The organism is Oscillatoria sp. FACHB-1407, from assembly GCF_014697545.1.
In the GTDB taxonomy this organism is placed as follows: Bacteria; Cyanobacteriota; Cyanobacteriia; order Elainellales; family Elainellaceae; genus FACHB-1407.
The window spans coordinates 271,110-295,875 of the sequence record NZ_JACJSA010000005.1 but is presented as its reverse complement, the minus strand read 5'-3'; the positions used below and the strand labels follow the sequence as shown (position 1 = coordinate 295,875).

Below are 24,766 nucleotides of genomic sequence, written 5' to 3'. Positions count from 1 at the left end.
CGCCGTCCCCCTTACCAAGGGGGACTACAGGGGGTCTTACAGAGGTTATCAACAGGTTTGGAACACCACCCGTCTCATCTTTCATCCTTTATCCCTCATCTTTCATCCTTTATCTCTCATCTCTCATCTTCTGCTTGTCCGGTTATCAACACCCTGCGATCGCCTAAAACCGTCAATCCAATTGAATCGAGCATTCTAAAATGGTTAATGAGAGGAATTTACAAATTGTAGATTTCTGTGGTGTTTCGTAACTCTTAGTGCTGAGAGATCATGAGTCACCCTCATAAGCTTATTTTTTTGAAAAAGCTCATAATAAGGAGCATCGAACACTAATGCCGATTAAAGAACAACCAAAGCCCCCACGCTCTCGCATCATTGGCAACATCCTGTTGCTCGTGTCTGGCTTATTTTTGTTGGCGAATATTGTCTTACCTATTTTCTTTGGTCCTCAGATTCCTCAAGTGCCTTACAGCTTGTTCATTCATCAGGTTCAAGAGGGTGAGGTGTCGAGAGTATCTGTTGGGCAAGAACAAATTCGCTACCAATTGAAGCCAGAGGCAGAACAGCCCAATCAGGTTCTAGCGACTACTCCCATTTTCGACCTGGAACTGCCAAAGTTGTTAGAAGCAAAAGGGGTTGAGTTTGCTGCTGCCCCTCCTGCCAAAAATGGTTGGTTTACGAGCCTGTTAGGGTGGGTGATTCCGCCGCTGATTTTTGTTGCCATTTGGCAATTCTTTATTAATCGCGGTGCCGGTGGTCAGCAGGGCGTACTGTCAATTGGCAAGAGTCGTGCTAAGGTTTACGTTGAAGGGGATGCCAACAAAGTTACCTTTGCCGATGTAGCCGGGGTCGAGGAAGCCAAACTGGAGTTGGTTGAGATTGTTGATTTTTTGAAAGAACCCAAGCGGTTTACCCAAATTGGTGCTCGCATTCCCAAGGGTGTGTTGCTCGTTGGTCCTCCGGGAACTGGGAAAACGCTGTTGGCAAAGGCGGTGGCTGGAGAGGCAGGTGTTCCTTTCTTCAGTATTTCAGGTTCAGAGTTTGTTGAACTGTTTGTAGGGGTTGGCTCCTCACGGGTTCGGGATCTGTTTGAGCAAGCTAAGAAACAAGCCCCCTGTATCATCTTTATTGATGAGTTAGATGCGATCGGAAAGTCGCGTGCCTCCGGTGGCTTCTATGGCGGCAACGATGAGCGGGAACAAACCTTGAACCAGTTGCTGACTGAGATGGATGGGTTTGCGGCTGGGGATAAGACCGTGATCGTGTTAGCGGCTACTAACCGCCCCGAAAGTCTTGATCCCGCATTGCTTCGTCCCGGTCGTTTTGATCGCCAGGTGTTGGTCGATCGCCCCGATCTCTCTGGACGGTTGGCGATTTTAGAAATCCACGCGAAGGAAGTGAGACTGGGTAAGGATGTTGATCTGAAGGCGATCGCCACTCGAACACCCGGTTTTGCTGGAGCCGATCTGGCAAACCTGGTGAACGAAGCAGCGTTGCTAGCTGCTCGAAATCAGCGGCAAGACGTGTCTCAGGCTGATTTTGCCGAAGCGATTGAACGTGTTGTGGCGGGTCTGGAGAAGAAGAGCCGCGTTCTCAATGAAAAAGAGAAGAAGATTGTGGCTTACCACGAAGTCGGGCATGCCCTAGTGGGTGCGGTGATACCAGGAAGCAACAAGGTCGAGAAAATCTCTATCGTGCCACGCGGAATGGCAGCGTTGGGCTATACCCTGCAACTCCCTACAGAAGATCGCTTCTTGCTGAGCGAAACTGAACTACGGGGACAGATTGCCACGATGTTGGGCGGGCGATCGGCGGAGGAAGTCGTCTTTGGCAGCATCACCACGGGTGCTTCTAATGACTTACAACGAGCCACCGATTTGGCAGAGCGAATGGTCACGACCTATGGCATGAGCAAAGTGTTAGGACCGCTGGCTTATCAACAGGGACAACAGAATATGTTCCTGGGTGGTGAAGCCCCCAACCCTCGCCGCATGGTCAGTGCTCAAACGGCTGAAGCGATCGACAAAGAAGTGAAGGCGATCGTTGAAGAGGCGCACCAACACGCACTGGACATCCTGAATCAGAACCGCGATTTGTTGGAGTCGATCTCCACCAAACTGCTGGAGACTGAGGTCATTGAGGGACCAGAACTACACGACTTGTTGGCACAGGTCAAACCCGTTCCTAGCCCCACAATGGCACAAGTCTAAGCGTCTTATCAGGGCTTGTAACACAAACCCTTTGCAAGCTGACATTTGAGAAGGTGGAGTTTTTCTAAAAAACTCCACCTTTTCTGTCTTTTATCGTTCCGCACCAACCATTTGAGATGCCATCACGGCTTTAATGTGATCTGCCAGACGAATGGACATTGCCACGATCGTCAGGGTTGGGTTTACCTGCCCTCCTGTTGGGAAAACAGCACTGCTGGCGATAAACAAGTTAGAGACTCCATGTACTCGGCAGTTCTCATCTACAACCCCCTGTTTTGGATCGGGGTGCATCCGGGTCGTTCCCATGAGGTGGTGGGCACTGGCAGCAGTCATGTAGGGAAGATCATTGTCATCTCGGATAACGTCCAATCGCCCCAAACCTGCCTTTTCAATTTCCTCTTTGAAAATATCCTGTGCCCGTTTAATGGTGTGGATATCGATTGGATGCTTCCAATTCCAATCGAGTTTCACACGAGGACGTCCTAAGGCGTCACGCTCATCCATCAATGTAATCCGCTTTTCGGGATCGGGTACCTGCTCAGCGGAGAGAAACATCTCAAAGCAAGTGAAGACTTTGTCCTTTTGAGGTAAGGACGACCATCCCCCTTTGTCAGCGCGAGTGAGGTCAACTTTAGGTTGCTGGAGCCGTTTCCAGGTAATAGAAATAATGTCGCCTACACCTCCTAGCACAGTGCCAAGATGACGACCCGCTTGTTTGGGAAGCTTACCTTTCCGCAGGGATTGAGTCAGTGTTCGTAGTGACTGCAATACACGGGAGCGGTAGCCCGCCGTGCGAGGATGCAGAAACCCAAACACGTTCATGATCCCTTCTTTGCGCACGACCTCTTCAGCCAGGACCAACCGCGCCATGATTGGTGTTCCTTTGACTCGGCGGATGTCATAGAAACTAGTCGTGTTAAACAGTTGTGGACTGGCGGGATACCACAATCCACCGAGGTAACAGGGGTGATCCATAAAGAACCGCCCAACTAAGTCGTGTTGATTACCCAATCCTTCTTTTTGAACGCGATTGGATGCCAGTAATAAACGTGGAACTTCAATCCCCCCTGTCGCCAGAATAAACAGCTTAGCGACTACACCAAACTCTTTCCCCGGTGCAGAGGCAACTCGCAAGCGGGTGACGGCTTCTGCTGTGTCGTTGGTTTCGATTTCTACAACTGTTGCATGGAGATAAGCTGTGATGTTGCTGGCTTGTTCGACTACAGCTCGATTTTCGGGGATGAATTTGTTAAGTCGAGTAAATTGGCAAACGATGGTCTTGATGCGATCGCTCTTAAACTCTAGCGTTGGGGTGTTAGCGTCTTTCCAGTAGTCAGGTTCATAATTATATGGACCGAGCTTGCAAATACTTTGAGCCCGTTCATAAAACGGATCGAGATCCTGTCGAGTAATACACCAACCGCTGTAGGGAATGTCGGCTCTCTCTTCAAAATCTGTTTCATTGAAGGGAACAAATCTTGCCCCCATCTCTCCTTCGCCAACCTGGATATGCCAAATGTTGGAGGTTCCGGCAAAACGGCGATTATAGGTAATGTCTAAGTCGGGGTAGCCCGGGGCTGTTTTACCCTTACTCAAGTCTTGAGTTGCGGCATTTGGTTCTTCTAGCCCACCACTTTCAAGCAAAGCAACCCGAAAATTTTGTCCTGCCAGCTCTACTGCCAGTGCTAAACCAGCTGGTCCAGAACCAACAATACACACATCTGTTTCAACAGTTTCACCAGCAGCTAAGGTGTGGGCGTCAATTATCATAAATCATTCAGTCCTCTTGAGAAGATAAATCTGGGTGCCAACTTTTACTGCCCATACTATGAATCAAAATTTGAGGCGTTGATAACGGGAAAATTTAGTTTCATCGATTCTTCATGGTTCATCGCCAGGAACAACTGTGGATTTAAGGAAATATTGAAAAATCTCCAGGTTAAACGCCACAACATCCTAATTGAGTCTGTAAACCTGTTTGGCTACAAAAGTCGTGCTTAGTACAACTCGTCGTAAATAGGGGTGGGAATTTGGGGTTCAGGGGTGGAACCCCTGGCTGGAGTCACAGCCCCCACACCCCCTGGTTTTATTTCCAAGCTCTGTCCATGAATAGCAGTACTTAGGGCTACATGCTCTGAGAAATGTTCCTTTCTCAGCTTGTCTTAAACTGTTATAGCAATTCTATTTTGGATTGCAAAAGCCATCCTACCCAAACTTACCTTTAAACTTTCCTGATCAAGTGGCTGTGCAAAAGGATCGTTTGGCTTTTTTTACAAACTCCTCTGCACTATTTGTTTGCAATATTTATTAGCACAAATTGCTACTACAGTTTGTCTTTACAGAGTTGGTGCGATGTGTCTGCACAACTGTTTTAACACTATAAAAAGTGTATTTTAGAGCTGATAGCTCAGATGAACTTTAAGGTCTAGAAGTGTTGTAGTGAGTTGATCCCCGCTTCTGTAGTTCTGAAACTTCTGATATAGCCGTAGTCACATTTGAGGGGGCGGGGGCGAGTCAGAAAGCTTTTCCAGTACAGGATTTGAGCCATTGCCCTTGTCCTAAACTTTCTGACCAAAGCCATATCCCCTGCTGTGGCTGGCAAATTGAATTCGCACCTATCCGGTCGAAGTTTGCTCGCGAGACTAAAGCATCAGCGTTCTCTATAACCCGCGTCGGTGGATTTTACTCCTATCGCTGCGCTTCAATCACCAAGCATGATTTGTCAGACAGTCAGGGGTTGAAGCCCCTCTTCCAAAGTTGGGCGATTGTAGAGCTGTTCTCTTAGTAGGCTGTATCGGTACTGGTCAGGGCAGGAGCCTCTGCGGGTTTGTGTAAACCGACCCAGTGAATCTTGACTACTAAGCCAAGAATGTTGATGAGTGCGATCGCCATTGCGGCTGGGCGTCTCGAAAGTGCCTTTAACAATAGCTTTGGCTTCATCTGCTTAAAGCGACTGACAATCAGTTTTTTACACAGCTCGTAAGAAAACCCCATGTCTATCAACTTAAAGTAAATTGCTGAGAGATCAGCATATTTTGCTTGAACGTAAAGTTCAGGCTTGGTAGTAAAGTGATGTTCGTTTGTGGTGCATTCAAAGTAGCGATCGCCAGTCACCAGCATACTTCCATGTAATGCACAAAATGCAGTCCAGTAAAGTTGCACAAAGAAGTTACTAATTCCATCGTGCCAATCAAACAGTGCCCAACGAACCAGGTCAGTGCGATAGACGAGAGCGGTTGTCAAAGCCAAACCAGCACCGGCTCGTTCCTCCAGACATTTTTCAAAAATAGGTCTGCCAATACTGCTAGAGATGTCCATACTGAGGTTAAAGCAAGCCTCGTAGCTCAGTTCTCCTGTTTTGGGATTGCGACCTGAGTAGTTAAGCACTAACAATCCTAGGTCGGGGGTGTTAGACAGGGTATTGAGCACATAGGGCAATGCCTTTTCGTTCATCCGGTCGTCATCACTGATGATCCAGACATGCTTTCCGCGAGCCACACTGATGCAATATGCAATGTTTTTGACAGCACCAATATTCGCGGGATTGCGGTTAATCCATAGGGCACTTTTCTCAAAGTGGGGCAGCCACTTCTGGATAATTTCCGAAGTATTATCTGTTGAACAATTATCTGAAATAATAATCTCACACTGAGACTCAAATCCCTGGATAGCATTTGAAAGCCAGGCGAGCTGTTGATCTAAAAGGTGCGCTCTGTTATAGGTTGGAATTGCAATACTTAACAATGTAGTCATCTTGATACACGAGGTTAAGAATATAAACCCAGTGTATCGCCCCCTTGTTTCGCATAGTATGAGGTTCACAAAATCCTATTGAAAGTTTTTTACAAACCTTATAATCTTTGTTTAGAACAAGAAAAAATTTGGCGTAAAGCCTGTCTACGGTAGGATTTCAGCGATCGCTTTATCCATTAAACTGTGCCAATTTTTATGATGAAACTTGTTCTTAAAGAGACACATGAGCGGCACATTTAGGACTTACGCACTTAAAGTGTGAAACGTTGGCCCCCTCGAAAAGCTACTACGTACGCAGATTTCAAATAAGAGTCCAAAACTTGGTAGTGTCCTGGAGGGAAGGATGGTGAGAGAGTGTGAGAGTGCGAAATGTCCATGCTCACACCCTCACACTCTTGCTCTCTTAGTCCCATCCTTTCCTAAATAGGACTACTCAAAACTTGCTCAATTCTTTAACAAGGGGACTTCAGGCTCTTGCTTGGGTTTCTTTGCAAGAGGACGTAGGGGAGATCAAGCAACAGCAGCGTTTAATCCGGCTCAACGGGCATTATTCAACGCTAACGTTCATGAGAGGCTCACGATCTGCATTGGCTGTTCGTGTTCCAACGATTTTGGCGGGCACACCCACCGCGATTGAGTAAGGTGGAATGTCTTTCGTGACAACGGCACCTGCCCCAATCACACTGCCCTTACCGATTGTGACACCGTCTAAGACTTTGACTCCTGTGCCAAGCCAGCAATCATCTTCAATCACAATGCCTTTGAATGTAGGTTCCTGTTTACGGATGGGGATATCCAGTTTGTCAAAGGTGTGATTGCTAGCAAATAAGCCCGATTGGGCTGCAATCAAACAGTCTTTGCCAATGCGGATGGAGCCAGGCCCAGCGATGCAAACGTAGGCACCTAAATAGGTAGATTCTCCAATTTCAATTTGACAGTTGCGCTGAGCTTTGATGTCTACCCCTCGATCCAGGCAGACATCGTTTTTGAGGGAGATCTTGCTACTGGCATCCGCACAATCAAGCCGGACATCGCGTAATACCTTGACGCGATCGCCCAGTTCCATATAGACCGCACGGGTGAATTCTACGCCAGTTTGAATGTAGGGTGAACTCCCCATCTGAGCAAACAGTGAGCGGTAGAGGATGCGCCGCAGGGCAAATCCGATTTGTAACGGCATTCCTCCGACCAGGGCAAGCCTGATAGATTCTTGGCGACGTGACCAGCGTGGAGCAGGGGTGGACGGTTTCTTAGTATCCATGCATTCAGCAGTGGAGTGAGCGGACATGATCGGGGTTAGTAGGGGCGATCGCGACGCCCCTACAGTTTATGAGGCATCAGACAACGTGGTTAAGCAACAATATTGAACTGACTGGTCGTCAGCGTGGCGGGACCACCCGACAATACGGCGATCGTCACGGCTGCACCTGCACCTGCACCATCCGCGTCAAATGACAGCGTACCCCCACTATAGAGGAAAGTTGGGTCATTGCTAATAGCAGTTGCGCCGTTGACCAACACCCCTGTAGCTGAGGCAGTGGTGCTGAGGCTGGTGCCAGCGACCAATCCACTACCAAACCCAGCGGCAGAGATCTGGATAAAGTCAGAACTGGTGAAATCAATGATGGTGTCTCCCCCTTCAGCAGCATTGCGGTAGACAAAGGTATCTGCGCCGTTGCCACCACCGAGGCGATCGCTTCCACCCCCTCCAGTGATAATGTTGGCATCGCCGTTACCAATGATGGTGTCAGCTAAGTTAGTGCCGATCACGTTCTCGATGCTGGTCAGAGTATCGCGATCGGTGATGGCGTTGTACCAGAGGGTACCCAATTCATCGTACCCTGCGGCTGTTGGGTGGATGCCATCACTGTTGAGATCGCCCGTTGTCAAAGCTCCCCCCACATTAGCAAATGTGACCCGCTTGCCTTGAGAGACTTTGGTGTTGACCAGTCCTGGAATAGAGCTGTTGTAGGTTTGAGCGCGAGAATTTCGGGTGCCGTTGGCTAAGGGAAGGATGGATGAAACGACGACCAGGGCGTTAGTTCTAGCAGTAATTGCGTCAATTAGATCACTCAAATCGTCAACCATTTCGGCATTGGAGACAAACTCGGAACCCGTGTCATTGGTGCCGATCATGAGGAGAACCGCATTGAGTTGAGGATCAAACGAGATGGAGCCGTTTTGAATTCTGCCACGAATATCGTCAATGGTTTCACCGGGATAGCCCTCATGGTTGCGATCGAAGTTTGAGGTCGGTCCATTGATTTGCGAACCCACAAAATCGACTGCAAAACCGTCACTGACAAAGTTCTCATACAACTGAATGCGATAGGCTCCTTGAACAGGATCTACTGTATGCTGTCCTGCTGTAATGGAGTCACCGAGTGGCATGATTGTGTTCGATAGAGCCCCATCATAAATTGGCTTAACCGTCCGTCCGGTTTGCAGGTTGACCATCACCCCTATCGATGCAGAGGTATAGTTTACAGTGTCATTACCTGTGCCACCATTGATGGTGTTATTGCCTGTTCCAGAGCCGTTTGAAGAGTCATCGGTGCCAGATAAGTTGACCGAGAAAGTGCCAGCGGTAGCAGGGGCGATCGCATTGCCATTGATGTCTACGATTTGCCCCGCTTCTACAGCGACGGTATAGTTGCCATTGTCAAACGCACTCCAACTGCCACCGGGTGCACCAATACGGTATGTAGCCACATTGCTGTTGGCATTAAAGCTGACAAAACTGGCGATTTGGTTAAACCCGTTGGGTCCCGTTACCCGAATATCACCATTTCCCACACTTGTAGGAACGATCCCGGCATTATCCGCATAGGTGACGGTGAACTGAGCGTCTCCTGCATTGGCGGTGATGGTTGGAGCCGCGAAACCGCTAACCGTGGGAGGCTGTATTTCACCTACGGCGGCAAAGGTGCCCAATGTCCCTGCAACGGCAAAGTTATTACTGGTATCGCTAACCTGATTTGGCTCTAAAGAGACGGTATAGGTTCCTAAGTCAGCCGTGTCCCAACTTCCACCAGGGGCAGTGATGCTGTAAGTAACTGTGCGGGGGGTGCCGTCTCCTGTGGGGGAAACACCCACGAAGGTTGCGAGTTGGTTGAATCCACCGGGACCTGTGACGCGGACATCTCCATTGCCTAAACTGGCAGCACTCACTGCGCTGTCGTCAGCGTAGGTGACTGCAAAGCTGTAGGTTGTTGCACCATCTGGGACAAAGTTAGACGCAGTCAGGCTGGCAGTTGGTGGTGGGCTGGTTGGACCGGGGGTTGGGCTTTGTGGAACGGCAACTTGAAATCTACCCAATCTGCCTGCTCTGACAAAGTTACGGCTGATATCGCTGACCTGTCCTCGCAACATTGACACGGTATAAGCCCCATTATCAGAGTCATCCCAGCTTCCTCCTGCGGCATTGATGCGATAGGTTGCGGTGGCAGAGGTGCCTGCGCGATTGAGTCGGACGTTGACCAGACGAGCCAGTTGGCGATATCCACCTACACCCGTCACTAAAACATCTCTGGAATTGATCGTGCGTCTGTTGATCTTGCCGCGATCGCTATAAACAACTCTGAAAAAATGAGTTGCGCTCTGAGCAGTGACATTGGTAGTTCGTAATAGGGCACGAGGGGCAATCCTGTCGAGGCTAGCTGTAGGAGTAACTACTTTTGTTGGATCGACGCTAGAACTGGAGCCGAGACGTAAACTGAATGAGGTTGTAGTGGATGAAATGGGTGATCCGAACGGTTTCCCTTCATAGGGTGATTGTTCAAATAGGCCACTAATTCCAGCGCGGTGGGTTGAACCAGCCGTTGTGGTCTGCTTCGTGGAGGTAGAATTTGAAATCATAGGTTTAGAAAAAGCTCCGTTCGTAGCCAACTTGAGAACTTCTGTAGCAACCGTCTTGGCGGTTAAGTGGGGGGCGTGGAGGTTGTATCCTCAGCCAGGAGTGAAACTCCTGCACCCCGTTATGCTCAACCTTGCGATCGCTGTTAATGACACTGTTTGTGAAATGCAAAGTCATTACCTCAGCGAAACTTGTGAGACTGCCCAATAACAACCAACAGTTAGACAATTGGAATCAGGATAACTCACTGATATTCAACACCTTTTGTCGGCTTTCTCATTCAAACTACTGAGTCCTTCGCAAATATAGACCTTCTTTCCTGAAAGATGGGAAGATACTGCTAGGGTTTTCACTGAATCTTCAAGGTGTAGTGAACTTAATAAAAATCCATTTGCGTCGCTTTATATCTCTCTTTAATCACTCTGGCAGAAAGTATGTTGCCAAAATTCTTCTGGCTTCTAGCCAGGAATGCACACAGGGAGGCTCTGCCTCCAACCATGGCTTCAGGAGGCAGGGCCTCCGTTACCCCATTTCCAATCAGGAGTTTGGAAACGAGGTTTGTCTTCTGATCTATGTATGAAGCAATACCTGTCTGGGTGCAGTACGGGGTGTGGGAAACCCCCACGCCGAAAGCACTGCCCCCTTGCACTCCCTGTGATAGTGGGGGTGGGTTTTGCAGATAGGCTCTTGGGTTTGCCGTTAGTAAACCGCTAAACCCGCCCCTACGAGCATCCGCATTTGCACTGGAAACCATTTAAATTCGGTATAAGGAGATTTCCAGAAAACAAAATACCTGTAAGGGCGTTTCGCGAAACGCCCTTACCAGAAACCGACTGGTAAATTCTTTCTCAGAAATCTCCTAGCCTTTTTCGCGAATCGTTTGGCGAAATATGGCGGAATTCTAGATTTTATGGCAGAAAAGGGAGGCAGGACTAGTAAAACAGATGCCAGTTTCCTGGAATTTGCTACTAGTCTTCTGCCTCCGCACGTTGACCCCAACTGCTGTAGAGAGACAATTCGTTGTCTCTCTACAAAACTTGTATTAAGCGACGATACTGATTCGAGCAGCTGTAAGAGCTGGAGAACCCGTCAAAGTGGCGATCGTCACTGCGGCTTGTGCGCCTGTACCATCGGGGTCATAACGCAGGAAGCCATTGTTATAGAGGAAGTTAGGTCCTGTGCCAATCGGGCTAGCCCCGTTAACAAAGGTTCCGGTTGCCGATGCGGTACCGTTTGCCAGACTCACACCTGCCACTAGACCACCTCCAAAACCAGATGCTGAGATCTGAATTGTGTCAGAGGTTGTGAAGTCGGTGATGGTGTCTTCTCCTTCAGTCAAACTCCGGTAGACAAAGGTGTCTGCACCTGTGCCACCTGTGAGGCGATCGCTCCCCAGACCCCCTTCAATCCGGTTATCACTGTTGGTGCCGCTAATGATGTCGCTGAAGGCAGTGCCAGTGATGTTTTCGATACCAGCGAGTGTATCTTCATCCATCAAAGCGTCGTACCACAGGTTACCGATCTTAGTGTGTCCGGAGGCTGCCAAGTTGACCCCGCCCGCCAGGAGGTCACTCTGTGTCAGTCCACCGTTAACATCCACAAAGCGTACATTTCTGCCAGCTGCCGCAACACTACCGACGATGCCAGGAATCAACTCGCTGTAGTCCTGAATCTGGTCAATCCGTGCCTGTGTGCTGGTTCCTGCGACTGGAGGCACGGAAGCGACCAGTACCTCTGCATTGGGTAGCCGCTCAGTAATGCGGTTGACCAGATCAAGCAGATCTTGCTGCATGGTTTCTAGAGGGCTATTGTTAGCCGCGATGTTGCTCGTATCAACCGTACCTACCATGAGCAGCACGACATTGGTGCCAAACGAGGTAAATGCAGCCGTGTTAACGATATCGAGGTTGGAGTCAATGGTTCCTGTGCCTGTGATCTGATGGTTTTTATCAGGAATGGGAGCGGCGGCTTGGTTGCCAGAACCGACAAAATCAGGCGCAAAAATGCCAGTCGCCAAACCATCGTTGACAAAACGTTGATAGAGTTGGACGCGATATGCCCCTGGGGAGTTAGGTTGCTCAGCGTGCTCACCCAGGCTCAGCGAATCGCCGAGTGGCATGATCTTAGGTGTCGCTAAGCCACCGTAGATCGGTTTTAGAACCGAGTTGGTCGCCAGGTTGGCAATAATTCCGGCTGACAGTTGAGAGTAATCAACAGTATTGGTTGTAGCCGTTGCAGTGATCGTGTTATCTCCTGTTGTGCCAATTAACGCTCCTGGCAGAGTTGTACCTGAGCCATTGACTCGTGGCACAAAGCTGATGTAGTCAATGCGGGCACCTTCACCTGCTAGCGATTGCTCAGGTGCAACTTGCTGCCCCGTAATTTGAATCTGGGAATTAGCATTGATGGCTACGCCAGAGATGGTCTGGAATGCGAAATTCGTTTCAGCCAGTGTCCCTGAACCCAGATCTTTATCCAGGTTCCATCCACCGACCAATACGCCGTCAACCCGCACTTCAATGCGAGAGACACCGTCATTCTCGTCCAGGTAGCGAACCACCAGGTCGTAAATACCAGAGGGACCTGTGAAGTTGGTTGTTGCAGTTCCAGTGGCATTTAGTCCTGAGCCTGTATTGAGCTGAATCAACGAATTGCCAGAGGCAAAGTTGGTTGCCTGTGTAACGTAGTTTGAGAGCGTGAGGGTTTCTGCTTCAACGCGGAGCGGAGTCATTTGCACCTGGAATCCGCCTAGAGCTGTGACAGCAGCGGCGTTGCCGTTCACATCGCTGACCTGATCCGCCTGGAGGGCGATCGCGTAGGTGCCGTTCTCAGCAGCGGCTCCATCCCAACTGCCACCCGGTGCGTCGAGTCGATAGGTTGCAGTGACGGAAGTTGCGTTGCTCACAGGCTCTACCCGTACAAATCGAGCCAGTTGGTTAAACCCGTTGGGTCCAGTAACCCGGATGTCGTTGTTGTCCAGGGTCGTGATGTCTACACCAGCATTATCGGCGTAGGTTACTGCAATCAGGTTTGAACCACTGTCTAGTGCGATTCGGGGTGCAGACGCTAAAGTGGCAGTTGCGGGAGTTTGCTCCAGCGTCACGGCAAAGGTACCAATATCTCCAGCAGCAGTGAAGTTGCCGATCGCATCACTAACCTGATTTGCCTCAACTGAAACGGTGTAAGTACCAGAGTCAGCACCGTTCCATCGCCCCCCTGGTGTCGTGATGCGATAGGTCGCTGTACGAGGGCTGCCATTGCTATTGGGATTGACACTGACCAGAGTTGCCAACTGGCTAAATCCATTGGGACCCGTGACCCGAACGTCTCCATCTCCTAACGTCGAAACATTGACCGCTTCATTATCAACATAGGTAACCGTGAAATCGTAGGTGGTAGCCCCTGCCGTCGCGACGTTGCTAGCACTTAGGGTCGCTGACGGAGGAATTCGACCTGCCTCAATGGTGAATGTACCCAGTGATCCGGCGGCAACACTTGCGCCAAAATTGTCACTGACTTGATTGGCAACTAAGGAAATCGTATAAGCCCCATCATTCGCTGCTGTCCAAAACTCGGTAGGTGAGTTAACACGATAGGTTGCTGTACGAGGGCTACCATTTCCAGCAGGGCTGACGCTAACTAACTGAGCAAACTGGCTAAACCCGTTAGGACCCGTAACCTGGATATCATTTCCATCGATGCTGGCGGCATTGATAGCAATATCGTCAGAATAGTTAACACGGAAAGTGTAATCGCCAGAACCGAGAGTGCTAGTGCCAAGAGCGGCGGTTGGAGCAGGGTTTGGAATATTCACCTGAAAACCACGCCCAAGTGCTCCTGCTCTCACTGGGTTTCGATTGATATCCCGGACTTTATTTCGTAGTACAGATACTCGATAAGCCCCGTTGTCTAGAAAATCCCAGGTGCCACCGGGGGCATTGATGCGATAAGTGGCAGTAGCACGGGTGCCTGGACGGTTGAAAGCAACCCGACCTACAAGAGTTGCAATCTGGCTAAACCTGTTTGGCCCAGTGACTTGGATATTACCAGTGCGAATAGTGCGACGATTTAAACCACTGCGATCGCTGTACACTACTCGAAAAGTGTGGCTGTTTGTTCCTGCAACGCTAACAGCTCCGCTTGACAACACAGCACGAGGAGCGATGCGATCGCCCCCAGTAACCGCTTGGGCAGAAATACTACTTGCTCTAAGACTATATTTAGAATTTAAGCTCATGGATGCAAACACATCAGAGCGTTCTAAGTCACGGCTTAGGTTGGCTGTAGCCAACTTGTCTACCGAACTTCTACGATTTGACGACATAATGTAAACCCACTTCTACTAACTCTGTACAACGAGCCTGGAATTTCAGAGTTAACCTCTGGACCGCCATAAAACAGCTGTCCAAAGCTCAGGGCTGGACTGGGATCAACGTTCAACCGCTCTGAAACTTGTTAAGTAAATCACTCTGATTTGCACTATCTAAACAATCGTGAGTCACTCTTGAGTGAATTTAGATAGACATCAGAAGAACTCCTATTGAACTTCATCAAGTCAGTGAAATTACATTCACTTACTGAAATGTTGCAACTATGGAGAAATCAAACAAAGTGTGTGACTTTACACAGCAGTGAGTCCTACAGTAACGAATACGTAGAAAAGAAGGCTATAGGGCAAGAATTTGTTTTATGCACTCTTTATACAGTTGCTCTCTTTGCGACTAAATTTGTAAAGCTTAAGTGAAGTGATAGCTACACGCACAGAATGGGCGACATTTAGACCATTCCGTAATTTCCAACCCTACTTTAAGTGTCACTCCATGTAGATTCCACATAGATTCCATGTTGATATAGAGCCATCCTCAATGGTTGTGAAAAGTAGGCAAAACCCAACCTACCTTTCACACACCATTTCACAGATCAATATATAGCAGTCCTAAATCGATCGTGAAATCTACTCTTTCATTCGTCATGCGTCATTTATGTATGACCAGCAACGATTGACCAATGACCAGCAACGATTGACCAATGACCCTATCTCAGACTTTTTCATGAATCAAATAGGATGACTATAGATCGCTATCGATGAGCCGCTGTACCCACATGACAACCCACTAGGGCAAAGCACGACACAGCCAATCTAGACCAGATTTATAGCGGTTTTCAGGCGAGTGCTACACACCGAATGCCCATGTATTCAAGCGAAGCTAAGGATTGATGTGGCATACACAAATGAAAATTGTTGTAAGTTGCAGTTTTACAGATTCGTTTCCAGACTGAGTTAGATGTAGCGTTAATAACTCTCGGTAGAAGCTGGGTTTCTGGTTCAAGCACACTCGTAATGTTTACAGCTTTCATCCAGTTTTTACATAGATGATCAGTTTATTTACTGGGGCTTTATAGCCTACCTTTGAAGTTCTTGCTAACCTCACTATAGATCGATTCGATATTGACCCCTTTGTGAGCCATGAGGTTAATCGCATGAAAGCAGTAATTTTGGCTGGAGGTTTGGGAACTCGTTTGAGCGAGGAGACTACGATTAAACCAAAACCAATGGTTGAAGTCGGTGGGCAACCGATTCTCTGGCACATTATGAAAATTTATTCTGCACACGGAATCAACGATTTCATTATTTGTTGTGGCTACAAAGGTTACGTTATTAAAGAGTATTTTGCTAACTACTTTTTACGTATGTCAGATGTCACCTTTGACATGCGGTTTAATCAAATGAATATTCACTCTGGGTATGCTGAACCCTGGCGTGTGACGTTAGTCGATACAGGTGAATCTACCCTCACAGGAGGTCGTCTAAAGCGTGTGCGTGAACACATCGGCAATGAAACCTTTTGTTTCACCTATGGTGACGGTGTGAGCAATATTGACGTTACAAAGTTGGTGGAATTCCATAAATCTCAAGGTGGGCTAGCTACATTAACCGCTGTTCAACCTCCGGGACGTTTTGGTGCCATCTCACTGGGGCAGGAACAAACTAAAATTGAGAGCTTCCATGAAAAGCCCGGTGGAGATGGAGCCTGGATCAATGGAGGTTACTTTGTGTTAGAGCCAGAAGTGATCAACTATATCGCCGATGACTCCACTATTTGGGAACAGGAACCCCTGCAAAAGTTGGCTCATGATGGTCACCTTTCAGCATTTAAGCATGATGGTTTTTGGCAACCCATGGACACCCTCAAAGACAAAAACTATCTAGAGGGACTCTGGCAGAGCAACAAAGCACCCTGGAAGGTTTGGTAGTAAGGGCGATGGGAACACTATTAGGTGGCTATTGTGTGGCTAACGATAGGGTTCCCTTTTGACCTACTTCTAGTGATTGGGTTTGCACATAGAGAGCCAAATTCATTCAATATTCAAATTCAACAGGACAGCTATGTACGATTTTGCAATTATTGGTGGTGGCATTGTTGGTCTTTCCACCGGCATGGCACTGGGGCAGCGTTATCCGGATGCCAAGATCCTCGTGCTTGAGAAAGAAGACCGCTGGGCGTTTCACCAAACGGGTAACAATAGTGGCGTAATTCACTCTGGTGTGTATTACAAGCCCGGTAGTTTTAAGGCAAAGTTTTGCCGGGATGGTTGCCAGTCGATGGTGGACTTTTGCCAAAAGCACAACATTCCCCATGAGGTGTGTGGCAAGGTCATCATCGCGACTGAAGAGAAGGAATTGCCCCTGCTCGAAAACCTGTTTCAACGGGGACTGCAAAACGGTATTCCAGTCCGCCGGATTACAGGAGAAGAGGTGCTGGAGTATGAGCCTCATGTCAGTGCGATCGCCGGGATTCACGTCCAGACCACGGGCATCGCTGACTACAAGAAAGTCTGCCAAAAATATGCTGACTTGATTCGTGAGCAGGGCGGTGATCTGCGCTTGAGCACCAAAGTGTTGCGCATTGTCAAAACTGCGAAAGGGCAGATGTTGGAAACGAGCCAAGGGGAGTTTGAAACTCGCTTTGTGATCAACTGTGCGGGGTTACATAGCGATCGCGTCGCAAAGCTTAACAACGTCGATCCACAAGCCAAAATTGTGCCTTTCCGGGGAGAATATTACGAACTGGTTCCTGAAAAACGCCATCTGGTTAAAGGATTGATTTATCCCGTTCCCAATCCTGACTTCCCCTTCCTGGGGGTTCACTTTACCCGTATGATCGATGGCACGGTTCACGCAGGTCCAAATGCGGTACTCAGTCTCAAGCGCGAAGGCTATCATAAGACCGACATCGACCTCCGTGATTTTGCAGAAGTCATGACCTATCCCGGATTTTGGAAATTAGCCGCGAAACATTACGACGAGGGCATCAAGGAGATTATTCGCTCCTTCAGTAAAGCGGCGTTCGTTGCAAGCTTGCAGCGATTGATTCCAGAGGTCCGCTCCGAAGACGTGATTCCAACCCACGCTGGAGTGCGGGCACAGGCACTCATGCACGACGGCAAACTAGTGGATGACTTTTTGATTGTTGAAGGGGAACACTCCATTCACGTTTGCAACGCTCCTTCTCCTGCTGCGACCTCTTCTCTGGAAATTGGTAAAGCAGTTGTAGAGCGAGTTCCCGCTCCTGATCATCTAAAACCTGCATTTGTATAGGAAAACTCATGAAAGTACTGGTTACTGGAACAGAAGGCTATCTCGGCTCACTCTTTGCTCCTCTGCTAATGGAGAAAGGGCACGATGTTATCGGTGTTGATACAGGTTTCTATAAAGTCGGTTGGCTTTACAACGCCACCGAGCGCACGCCTAAAACCCTCAACAAAGACATTCGTCATATCACGGTTGAAGATTTAGAAGGTGTGGATGCGATCGTCCACATGGCGGAGTTGTCCAACGACCCTACCGGGCAGTTGTCTCCCACCATCACCTACGACATCAACCACAAAGGCTCTGTCCGTTTGGCAGAGTTGGCTAAAAAAGCAGGAGTGCCTCGCTTTGTCTATATGTCCTCTTGCAGCGTGTATGGTGTTGCAACGGAAGGCGATGTCACTGAGGAATCTGCTGTCAATCCTCAAACGGCTTACGCCGAGTGCAAAACGTTGGTGGAGCGCGACGTCAAGCCCATGGCAGACGACAACTTCTCGCCCACCTTTATGCGCAATGCGACTGCCTTTGGTGCCTCTCCTCGGATGCGCTTTGACATCGTGTTGAACAACCTGTCAGGTCTTGCCTGGACCACCAAAGAAATCAAGATGATCAGCGATGGTACTCCCTGGCGTCCTCTGGTTCACGCTCTGGATATTGCTAAAGCGTTGCTCTGCGTGTTAGAAGCTCCCCGTGACATTGTTCACAACCAAGTCTTTAACGTCGGCGACACCTCCAACAACTACCGCGTTAAAGAAATTGCCGAAATCATTGCTGATGTCTTTCCTGATTGTGCGTTGAGCTTTGGCGACCAAGGTGCTGACAACCGCAGCTATCGGGTTTCGTTTGAGAAGATCAACACCCAATTACCTGGCTTTAAGTGCGAGTGGGATGCCCGTCGTGGTGCTGAGCAACTCTACAAGTTGTTCCAGCAGATCGACATGACCAAAGACGTGTTTGAAGCTCGCGGTTTCACCCGCTTGAAGCAGTTGGAATACCTGATTCGCACGCAACAAATTGACAAAGACTTCTTCTGGAGCAAGCCATGATCTTTACTGAAACCAAACTCAAAGGTGCTTTTATTTTGGATCTAGAGCACCGGGAAGACAGTCGCGGCTTCTTCGCCCGCACCTTCTGTGCCAAAGAATTTGAAGCGCATGGATTAAAGCCCACCGTGGCACAGTGCAACCTGTCCTTTAACCACAAAGCAGGCACGATGCGAGGAATGCATTACCAGATTCCCCCAGCGGCAGAAACCAAATTGGTACGCTGTACTCGTGGAGCCATCTACGATGTGATTATTGACCTGCGCCCCGACTCCCCAACTTACATGGAGTATATCGGCGTGGAATTGACCGAAGACAACCGTCGGGCACTCTACGTTCCGGAATTGTTTGCGCACGGTTATCTAGCGTTAACCGATGGTGCCGAGGTGGGCTATCAGGTGGGTGAGTTTTACACCCCTGGCTACGAGCGCGGCATTCGCTATGATGACCCGGCGTTTAAGATTGAGTGGCCCATCCCTATTACAGTCATTTCCGATAAGGATGCAGCCTGGGCACCCTTTGAACCCGCCAAAGTAGGAGTTTAAGTCATGTTTATTGTTGATACAGCGTTAAAAGCTCGTGCTGAAGCGGGCAATCCAGTGCGGGTCGGCATGATTGGTGCTGGCTTCATGGGACGAGGCATCTGTAACCAGATTGTCAACTCGGTTCCGGGGATGGAATTGGTCGCAATCTTCAACCGCAGCATCGAAGGCGCAAAGCGTGCCTACACCGAAGCAGGTGTTGAAGATGTCCGCGAAGTCAAAACTGTTGGCGAATTGGAAGAGGCGATCGCCCAGGGCAAATATGCCGTTACTGACGACGCGATGCTGATCTGCCAGGCAGAAGGCATTGACGCGATTGTTGAGGTCACCGGAGCGATCGAGTTTGGGGCTCAGGTGGTGATGGAGGCGATCGCCAACAAGAAGCACGTTGTGCTGATGAACGCGGAACTTGACGGCACCATTGGACCTATCCTCAAGGTCTATGCAGACAAAGCTGGAGTAGTTCTCTCGGCTTGTGATGGCGACCAACCCGGTGTGCAGATGAACCTCTATCGGTTCGTTAAGAGCATCGGTGTGACACCTCTGCTTTGCGGCAACATCAAAGGTTTGCAAGATCCCTACCGCAACCCCACCACCCAAGAGGGCTTTGCCAAACAGTGGGGACAAAAAGCGCACATGGTAACGAGCTTTGCTGATGGCACCAAGATCTCCTTTGAGCAGGCGATTGTCGCCAATGCCACAGGCATGACCGTTGCCAAGCGAGGTATGTACGGCTATGACTTCAACCGTCACAAAGACGAGCTAATTGAGAAGTTTAACCTCAATTACACCGGACACATCGACGACTGCACCAAGCTGTATGACGTTGATGAACTCAAGGAATTGGGCGGAATTGTCGATTACGTGGTTGGTGTGCGCCCCGGTCCTGGTGTGTATGTTTTTGGCACTCACGACGACCCCAAACAACAGCACTACCTCAACCTCTATAAGTTGGGGACAGGTCCGCTCTATAGCTTCTACACGCCCTATCATCTCTGCCACTTTGAAGTGCCCCTCTCAGTTGCGCGAGTTGTCCTCTTCAAGGATGCGGTGATGGCTCCGATCGCCGGACCTAAAGTAGATGTGATCACAACCGCCAAGATCGACCTCAAAGCAGGCGAGACATTGGATGGTCTGGGCTACTACATGACTTACGGCGAGTGTGAAAAAGCTGAGATCGTTCAAGCGGAACGTCTGCTGCCCATCGGTCTAGCAGAAGGTTGCCGCTTAAAGCGTGATATCCCCAAAGATCAAGCACTCACCTACGATGATGTAGAAATCCCTGAAGGTCGCCTGTGTGACAAGCTACGGGCAGAGCAGGATGCCTACTTTGGGGCAAAAGTACCTGCCGCTGTTTAGAACGAAGATTGGTTGCGGGAATAACCGTTCGTTAGTTTCACTCACACACTATCTCCGGGGGCTTTTGTAGCCCCCTTTTTCTTGTTCAAGCATCAACAGGACAGACGCGATTAATCGTGTCTCTTTCAGCAAAGATCAGTTTCCATTGCGGCTTCTGAAGAACCTTTGACGGAGGCGATCGCCTACCTGTTCAACTTCGGGCAACCGCAATTGCAGCGCACACAACACGAAGACAATCACGCCTACTGATCCGGCAATGGCAAGTTGAATGAGTTGGATCAGCAACCCCTCGGTGCCCAACACCCGTTCACAACCTTGCAGTGCTCCCCAACAGGCAACCCCCGCAATCACGCTACTAACCGTTAATCCCGCCGTGGGAATGAGCCACTCACGCCAGGGTAACCCATTCAAGCGGCGATCGAGCAAGAACAATAACGTCACCATTGAGAAAAAGTTAACTCCGACTGTGGCAAAGACGAGTCCAGGTGCTCCAAATGGCCCCACAAAGAAATAGCAGAGGAGGGCATTCAAAAAGATGTTGAACACACTGACCCGAAACGGGGTATCGCCATCTCCCAAGCCATAGAAGACGCGCACGATCACATCTCGCCCCAGGTAAAAGAACATGCCAATCCCATAGGCAATCAGCACCGAGGTCACGAGTTGTGAAGCGTCTTCGTTGAAGGCAAATCGCTCATAGACGACTCGCACAATCGGAAACGCGAGGGTAATCATCAACGCACTCAACGGCAACATGGTTACAGCGGTGAGAATCAGCCCTTGCCGAATGCGTCCCTTTAACTCTCCCCAATGTTCGGGAGCCGCTAGCCGCGAGAAGATGGGTAGTAAGGGAACCAGGATAACGTTAGAAATAATTCCCAATGGGGTTTGTACCAACAGGTTGGCGTAACCCAAAGCAGCAGCGGCTTGCGGAATGAAAGAAGCAAAAAACAGAGCAGTGTAGACATTGATCTGCATCATCCCCGATGACAGGGTTGCAGGTCCCATAATTTTGGTGACTTCCCGAATCGCAGGTTGATTGAAGTCAAACCGTAACCGCAACTTGCCCAACCCCGCTTTCCATTGGGCAGGCACCTGCACGAGCCACTGCAACACGGCTCCAGCTAACGTTCCCCAAGCAAGCACCAGTCCACCTAAGAGCGCATATTCGGGATTGGTGATGTTGCCACCGAGTTGCAATGCTAAAACGCCCAACCCAATTAACACTGTCACACTGGAGAACAGAGGGCTGATGGATGGTAGCCAGTAGTGATCTGCTGCATTCAACGTGCCAAAGCCAATGCCAATCAAACCCGCTAGCAGTGCCATGGGTGACATGATACGAAATTGCTGAATCGCGATCGCCCGAATTTGTAACCCCTCTGGCGATCGCCCCAACCCTGGTGCAACCAGATCCACCAACGGTTCTGCAAACAGGATCAGCAACACTGTGACGACCAGCAACACCGCACCCACCAGCGTAGTAATCGTTTCTACTAGCGGGGCAATGTCTTCTTTACGGCGTTTGGCAACGACGCTGACGATCGCACTGTGAAAGGGACCGTTGATGCCCCCCAGCAACACCAGCAGAAACCCCGGAATCACGTAGGCATAGTTGTAGGCATCTGCGGCAGCACCGACTCCAAAAGCAGCGGCGATCGCTTGCTGACGCACCAGTCCAAAAATTTTGCTCACCAGAGTGGCGATCGCCACAATTCCGGCAATGCCAGCGAGGGAGCGAGTTGGCTTGTTTGAATCAGTCACAAAAAGTAAGGGATGTTGAACAGACCTTACCTATTTAAGCGTGAATTGGAAACTGAATTTAGAGATTGCTGGCTGGATCGACTGCTGTTGAAGGGGCGATCGCCTTTTCAAAGCAGAAATCACAACAGAAATAGCTGACCTGTGCTATCACGCAAAAACTTCACTCTTGTGCCCTCCACTAATTGAGGTGGGCGATGCGGAATGGGAATAGAGTTTGCCTGAATAGACACCGATCTCCCAGTTATCTCAAATTCAACACTCCAATAGCCTTCGTCATATTCACACTGACACACTTGCCCATCAATAACCGTACCCCCTCCTTGAAGAATTTGCCGAGCCTTTCGCTGCATCCATATTTTTTCGAACCATCGCATTAGGCTTGGGTTTCGGGAGAAGAATAAAAAATTCGGCTCAATAGGTAATTCAGGGAGTTAAGGGAGTTAGGAGAGCAGAGTTTCTAACAAAGCACTGAGCAAGGCTTTGCCTCGTTTTCTGGCATTGTGGACAAACTCAAAGAACCCCAGGTACAAGGGCAGCTTTTCCTGAGAAATTCCACGATGAGGACGTAACCACGAGCGTAACAGCGATCAAAAGCCCTCCATCGTGTTGACATGAACTTCGCAAAACCCATCCCCATCGTCATCACGGGCATACTCACCCGCTCCGTGACAAACTGTTTTGTGCTCATAACCCCAGTTAGATAAGGCCTTGTAGATGCCATACTCATCGGTGTAAATGAGACTTCCCGCGCTGATGGTTGCTTTAATCAAGGGCTCAATCGTTGGTTGTTGCACGTTCTCAAGCATCCGAATCACTACTTCTCCACCCCGCGCAATCATGCCGAAAATCGGTGGTTTTTCTTTTTCAAGCGTGCCTCGACCCCGAACCCCTTTGAGGCGGTTGCGCCGTCCTTGGCGCCCTTTTTTCTGACCGCTTCAGGATGACCCTTATGTCCTGCCGTAACATAGACCTCATCGCATTCCACCTCGCCGGACAAGGTCACCTCCGGTTGACACAAGGCAATCCCCTGACGCAGTTGAGTGGTCATATCCTGCACGACATCTTTGTCAAGGTCTAGCTCTTGGGCAATTTGCTGATTTGACAGGTTTAGTCCCATCAAATACAGGCACAATAGCCACATCCGTAATGGTTGATGGTGTCCGGCAAAAATCGTATCGGTGAGGTCATCAAAGTGAGCACCGCACCCCTTACACAAATACCGTTGACGCTCAGGTTGAGTCTCATCCTTGCCGCGTTTGTTCACCCTCTCACTGTTACACTTGGGGCAGCAAACACCCGATTTCCAGCGCATCTGGCGCACCGTCTCGTAGCATTTGGCATCGTCTATCAGATGCGTGAGGTTCAGGTTGAGCATGGTAGTAGAGGGTCTGTGTCACAGTTGAATGCATTCTATCTGGTTCCTTCTGCCTCCATCTCCCTGCAACACCTATTGAGCCTAGATTTTAATTGATTGCAACTCATAGCAGTCCAAGTTCATGACTGAGCCCATCATCATAACTAGCCAGTTCCCAGTTTCTGGCTTCTTTGACTTGTTCGGGAGTCAGATGTCTAACATGTCTAAACTTAGCTCCCTTTAACTCAGCGTCAAAAAATTTAGCTCCTTCAAGATTAGCTTCATTGAAGGAAGCATTAGTCAGATCGGCTCCGCTAAAGTCAACTTTGCTAAGATTCGCTCGACTAAGAAAAGCACCCGTGAGATTAGCACCAGACATATCAGACTGATCTAGGTTTGCCTCGCTGAGTCTGGCTCCAACCAATTCGGCTCCAACTAACTTAGCTTTTTCACAACAAGCAACTTCTAAAACTGCCTTGTTTAGCGATGCTAGAGACATATCTGCTTCATCTAGTCGGGCTTCGGTAAAGTCAGCTCTTTGCAAGTTTGCAGATTTAAGAACGGTTTGTCTCATATCTGCCTTAAGCAATTTAGCACCTTGGAGATTTATATCTTCTAGGTCTGCCTTTACTAAATCAATGCCTTTTAACGATACCTGGTCGCGATTTAAATCCTCCAATGCCATTAATCGCGCCCGACTAGTAGGAACCTTAGCACTGGCAGCCTGATCAATGATCCGCCAAGCTGCATATTGACTATCTTTTTTACGTCTGTCACGCTCAAACACGTACAAAAACCCTAGCCAAAGGACGCTAAACCCCTCAATATTTCCAGGATCTAGCATTTGTGCTAAACAATTTCTCCCATTTCTATATATAGAGGGAACTTTACATTCACCCTGGTCAGGATTGCTATCCAGAGTATCGTGGAATACGATAACGAAAGCCATGGTAAGCAGTGCACATACAAATGAGCCAATGGGATACCAAACTGAGGCAGTAAAGATTTTTGCTGGGAGTAGCTTTTTGCGCTGCATTATAGGTGTGGAAGAGATTAATTTAATTCAGTAGCAAGTATAATTTTCCTGTGCAAGAGAATTTATCCTTGTCTATCAAAACTAGGAGTTAAATGCCTCCTCTGGGTGCCTCTAGCACTAAGTAGGTGTCTTCAAGCACTGGAGGAGATTGCAAAAACATAAAATTAAGTTAATTAAACGACACTGGGAGTGTTCCAATTTTTTTTGGGCATTATAGCAATGAGTTTTGTTCTGTTGTGTCGTTAGAAGCAGAAGTTT

General features: G+C 49.0%; 15 protein-coding genes and 1 pseudogene. 6 read left to right on the top strand and 10 right to left on the bottom strand.

Annotated features, from left to right (window positions below; all coding sequences use genetic code 11):
* The first annotated feature begins 332 nt into the window (after nucleotides 1-332).
* Entirely contained in the window at nucleotides 333-2,210 is a 1,878-nt protein-coding gene (gene ftsH4, locus H6G89_RS10900; protein WP_190505925.1) for an ATP-dependent zinc metalloprotease FtsH4, read from the top strand.
* Nucleotides 2,211-2,300: 90 nt separating this feature from the next.
* On the opposite strand, the gene H6G89_RS10895 is transcribed toward ftsH4, so the two are convergent.
* From H6G89_RS10895 to H6G89_RS10875, 5 genes are all read right to left on the bottom strand, one after another.
* Nucleotides 2,301-3,980, bottom strand: coding sequence for a GMC oxidoreductase (locus H6G89_RS10895; RefSeq protein ID WP_190505918.1), 1,680 nt, complete (start codon nucleotides 3,978-3,980; stop codon nucleotides 2,301-2,303).
* A gap of 1,011 nt (nucleotides 3,981-4,991) precedes the next feature.
* Nucleotides 4,992-5,963 carry a glycosyltransferase family 2 protein gene (locus tag H6G89_RS10890; protein ID WP_190505916.1) on the bottom strand — a complete coding sequence of 324 codons (972 nt, stop codon included), beginning with the start codon at nucleotides 5,961-5,963 and terminating at the stop codon, nucleotides 4,992-4,994.
* A 547-nt stretch (nucleotides 5,964-6,510) separates the two neighbouring features.
* Nucleotides 6,511-7,224, bottom strand: a complete 714-nt coding sequence (locus H6G89_RS36105) for an acyltransferase (protein WP_305082302.1) — start codon at nucleotides 7,222-7,224, stop codon at nucleotides 6,511-6,513.
* A gap of 89 nt (nucleotides 7,225-7,313) precedes the next feature.
* Nucleotides 7,314-9,821 (bottom strand): SGNH/GDSL hydrolase family protein, encoded by a 2,508-nt coding sequence (locus tag H6G89_RS10880; RefSeq protein ID WP_190505914.1) that lies wholly within the window; start codon nucleotides 9,819-9,821, stop codon nucleotides 7,314-7,316.
* 1,040 nt (nucleotides 9,822-10,861) lie between these two features.
* Nucleotides 10,862-14,143, bottom strand: coding sequence for an SGNH/GDSL hydrolase family protein (locus H6G89_RS10875; protein WP_190505912.1), 3,282 nt, complete (start codon nucleotides 14,141-14,143; stop codon nucleotides 10,862-10,864).
* 1,157 nt (nucleotides 14,144-15,300) lie between these two features.
* Between H6G89_RS10875 and rfbF the strand changes: the two genes are divergently transcribed.
* The 5 genes from rfbF (at nucleotide 15,301) to H6G89_RS10850 (ending at nucleotide 20,354) form a co-directional block, all read left to right on the top strand.
* The gene (gene rfbF / locus H6G89_RS10870) at nucleotides 15,301-16,074 is read left to right on the top strand and encodes a glucose-1-phosphate cytidylyltransferase (RefSeq protein ID WP_190505910.1); all 774 of its coding nucleotides are present in this window, start codon (nucleotides 15,301-15,303) and stop codon (nucleotides 16,072-16,074) included.
* Nucleotides 16,075-16,207: 133 nt separating this feature from the next.
* Complete coding sequence (gene lhgO, locus H6G89_RS10865) at nucleotides 16,208-17,419, top strand: L-2-hydroxyglutarate oxidase (protein ID WP_190505908.1); 1,212 nt, start codon at nucleotides 16,208-16,210, stop codon at nucleotides 17,417-17,419.
* Between the two features lie 8 nt (nucleotides 17,420-17,427).
* The gene (locus tag H6G89_RS10860; protein ID WP_190505906.1) at nucleotides 17,428-18,456 is read left to right on the top strand and encodes an NAD-dependent epimerase/dehydratase family protein; all 1,029 of its coding nucleotides are present in this window, start codon (nucleotides 17,428-17,430) and stop codon (nucleotides 18,454-18,456) included.
* Complete coding sequence (gene rfbC / locus H6G89_RS10855; protein ID WP_190505904.1) at nucleotides 18,453-18,998, top strand: dTDP-4-dehydrorhamnose 3,5-epimerase; 546 nt, start codon at nucleotides 18,453-18,455, stop codon at nucleotides 18,996-18,998. Before H6G89_RS10860 ends, rfbC begins: the two co-directional genes overlap by 4 nt.
* A 3-nt stretch (nucleotides 18,999-19,001) precedes the next feature.
* Nucleotides 19,002-20,354: an NAD(P)H-dependent oxidoreductase gene (locus H6G89_RS10850; protein WP_190505902.1), complete on the top strand. Its 1,353-nt coding sequence runs from the start codon at nucleotides 19,002-19,004 to the stop codon at nucleotides 20,352-20,354.
* 135 nt (nucleotides 20,355-20,489) lie between these two features.
* Here the strand turns inward: H6G89_RS10850 and murJ are convergent, their stop codons facing one another.
* From murJ to H6G89_RS10830, 5 genes and pseudogenes are all read right to left on the bottom strand, one after another.
* Complete coding sequence (gene murJ, locus H6G89_RS10845; RefSeq protein ID WP_190505900.1) at nucleotides 20,490-22,118, bottom strand: murein biosynthesis integral membrane protein MurJ; 1,629 nt, start codon at nucleotides 22,116-22,118, stop codon at nucleotides 20,490-20,492.
* 119 nt (nucleotides 22,119-22,237) lie between these two features.
* Nucleotides 22,238-22,468: a hypothetical protein gene (locus H6G89_RS10840; protein WP_190505898.1), complete on the bottom strand. Its 231-nt coding sequence runs from the start codon at nucleotides 22,466-22,468 to the stop codon at nucleotides 22,238-22,240.
* 237 nt (nucleotides 22,469-22,705) lie between these two features.
* A pseudogene (locus tag H6G89_RS34410) lies at nucleotides 22,706-22,969 on the bottom strand (transposase); the annotation flags it as partial.
* On the bottom strand, nucleotides 22,954-23,493 hold the full coding sequence (locus H6G89_RS34405; RefSeq protein ID WP_199336658.1) for a transposase: 540 nt from the start codon (nucleotides 23,491-23,493) through the stop codon (nucleotides 22,954-22,956). The gene H6G89_RS34405 and the pseudogene H6G89_RS34410, both read right to left, overlap by 16 nt.
* Before the next feature lie 103 nt (nucleotides 23,494-23,596).
* Nucleotides 23,597-24,508, bottom strand: coding sequence for a pentapeptide repeat-containing protein (locus H6G89_RS10830; RefSeq protein ID WP_190505896.1), 912 nt, complete (start codon nucleotides 24,506-24,508; stop codon nucleotides 23,597-23,599).
* Nucleotides 24,509-24,766: the final 258 nt, after the last annotated feature.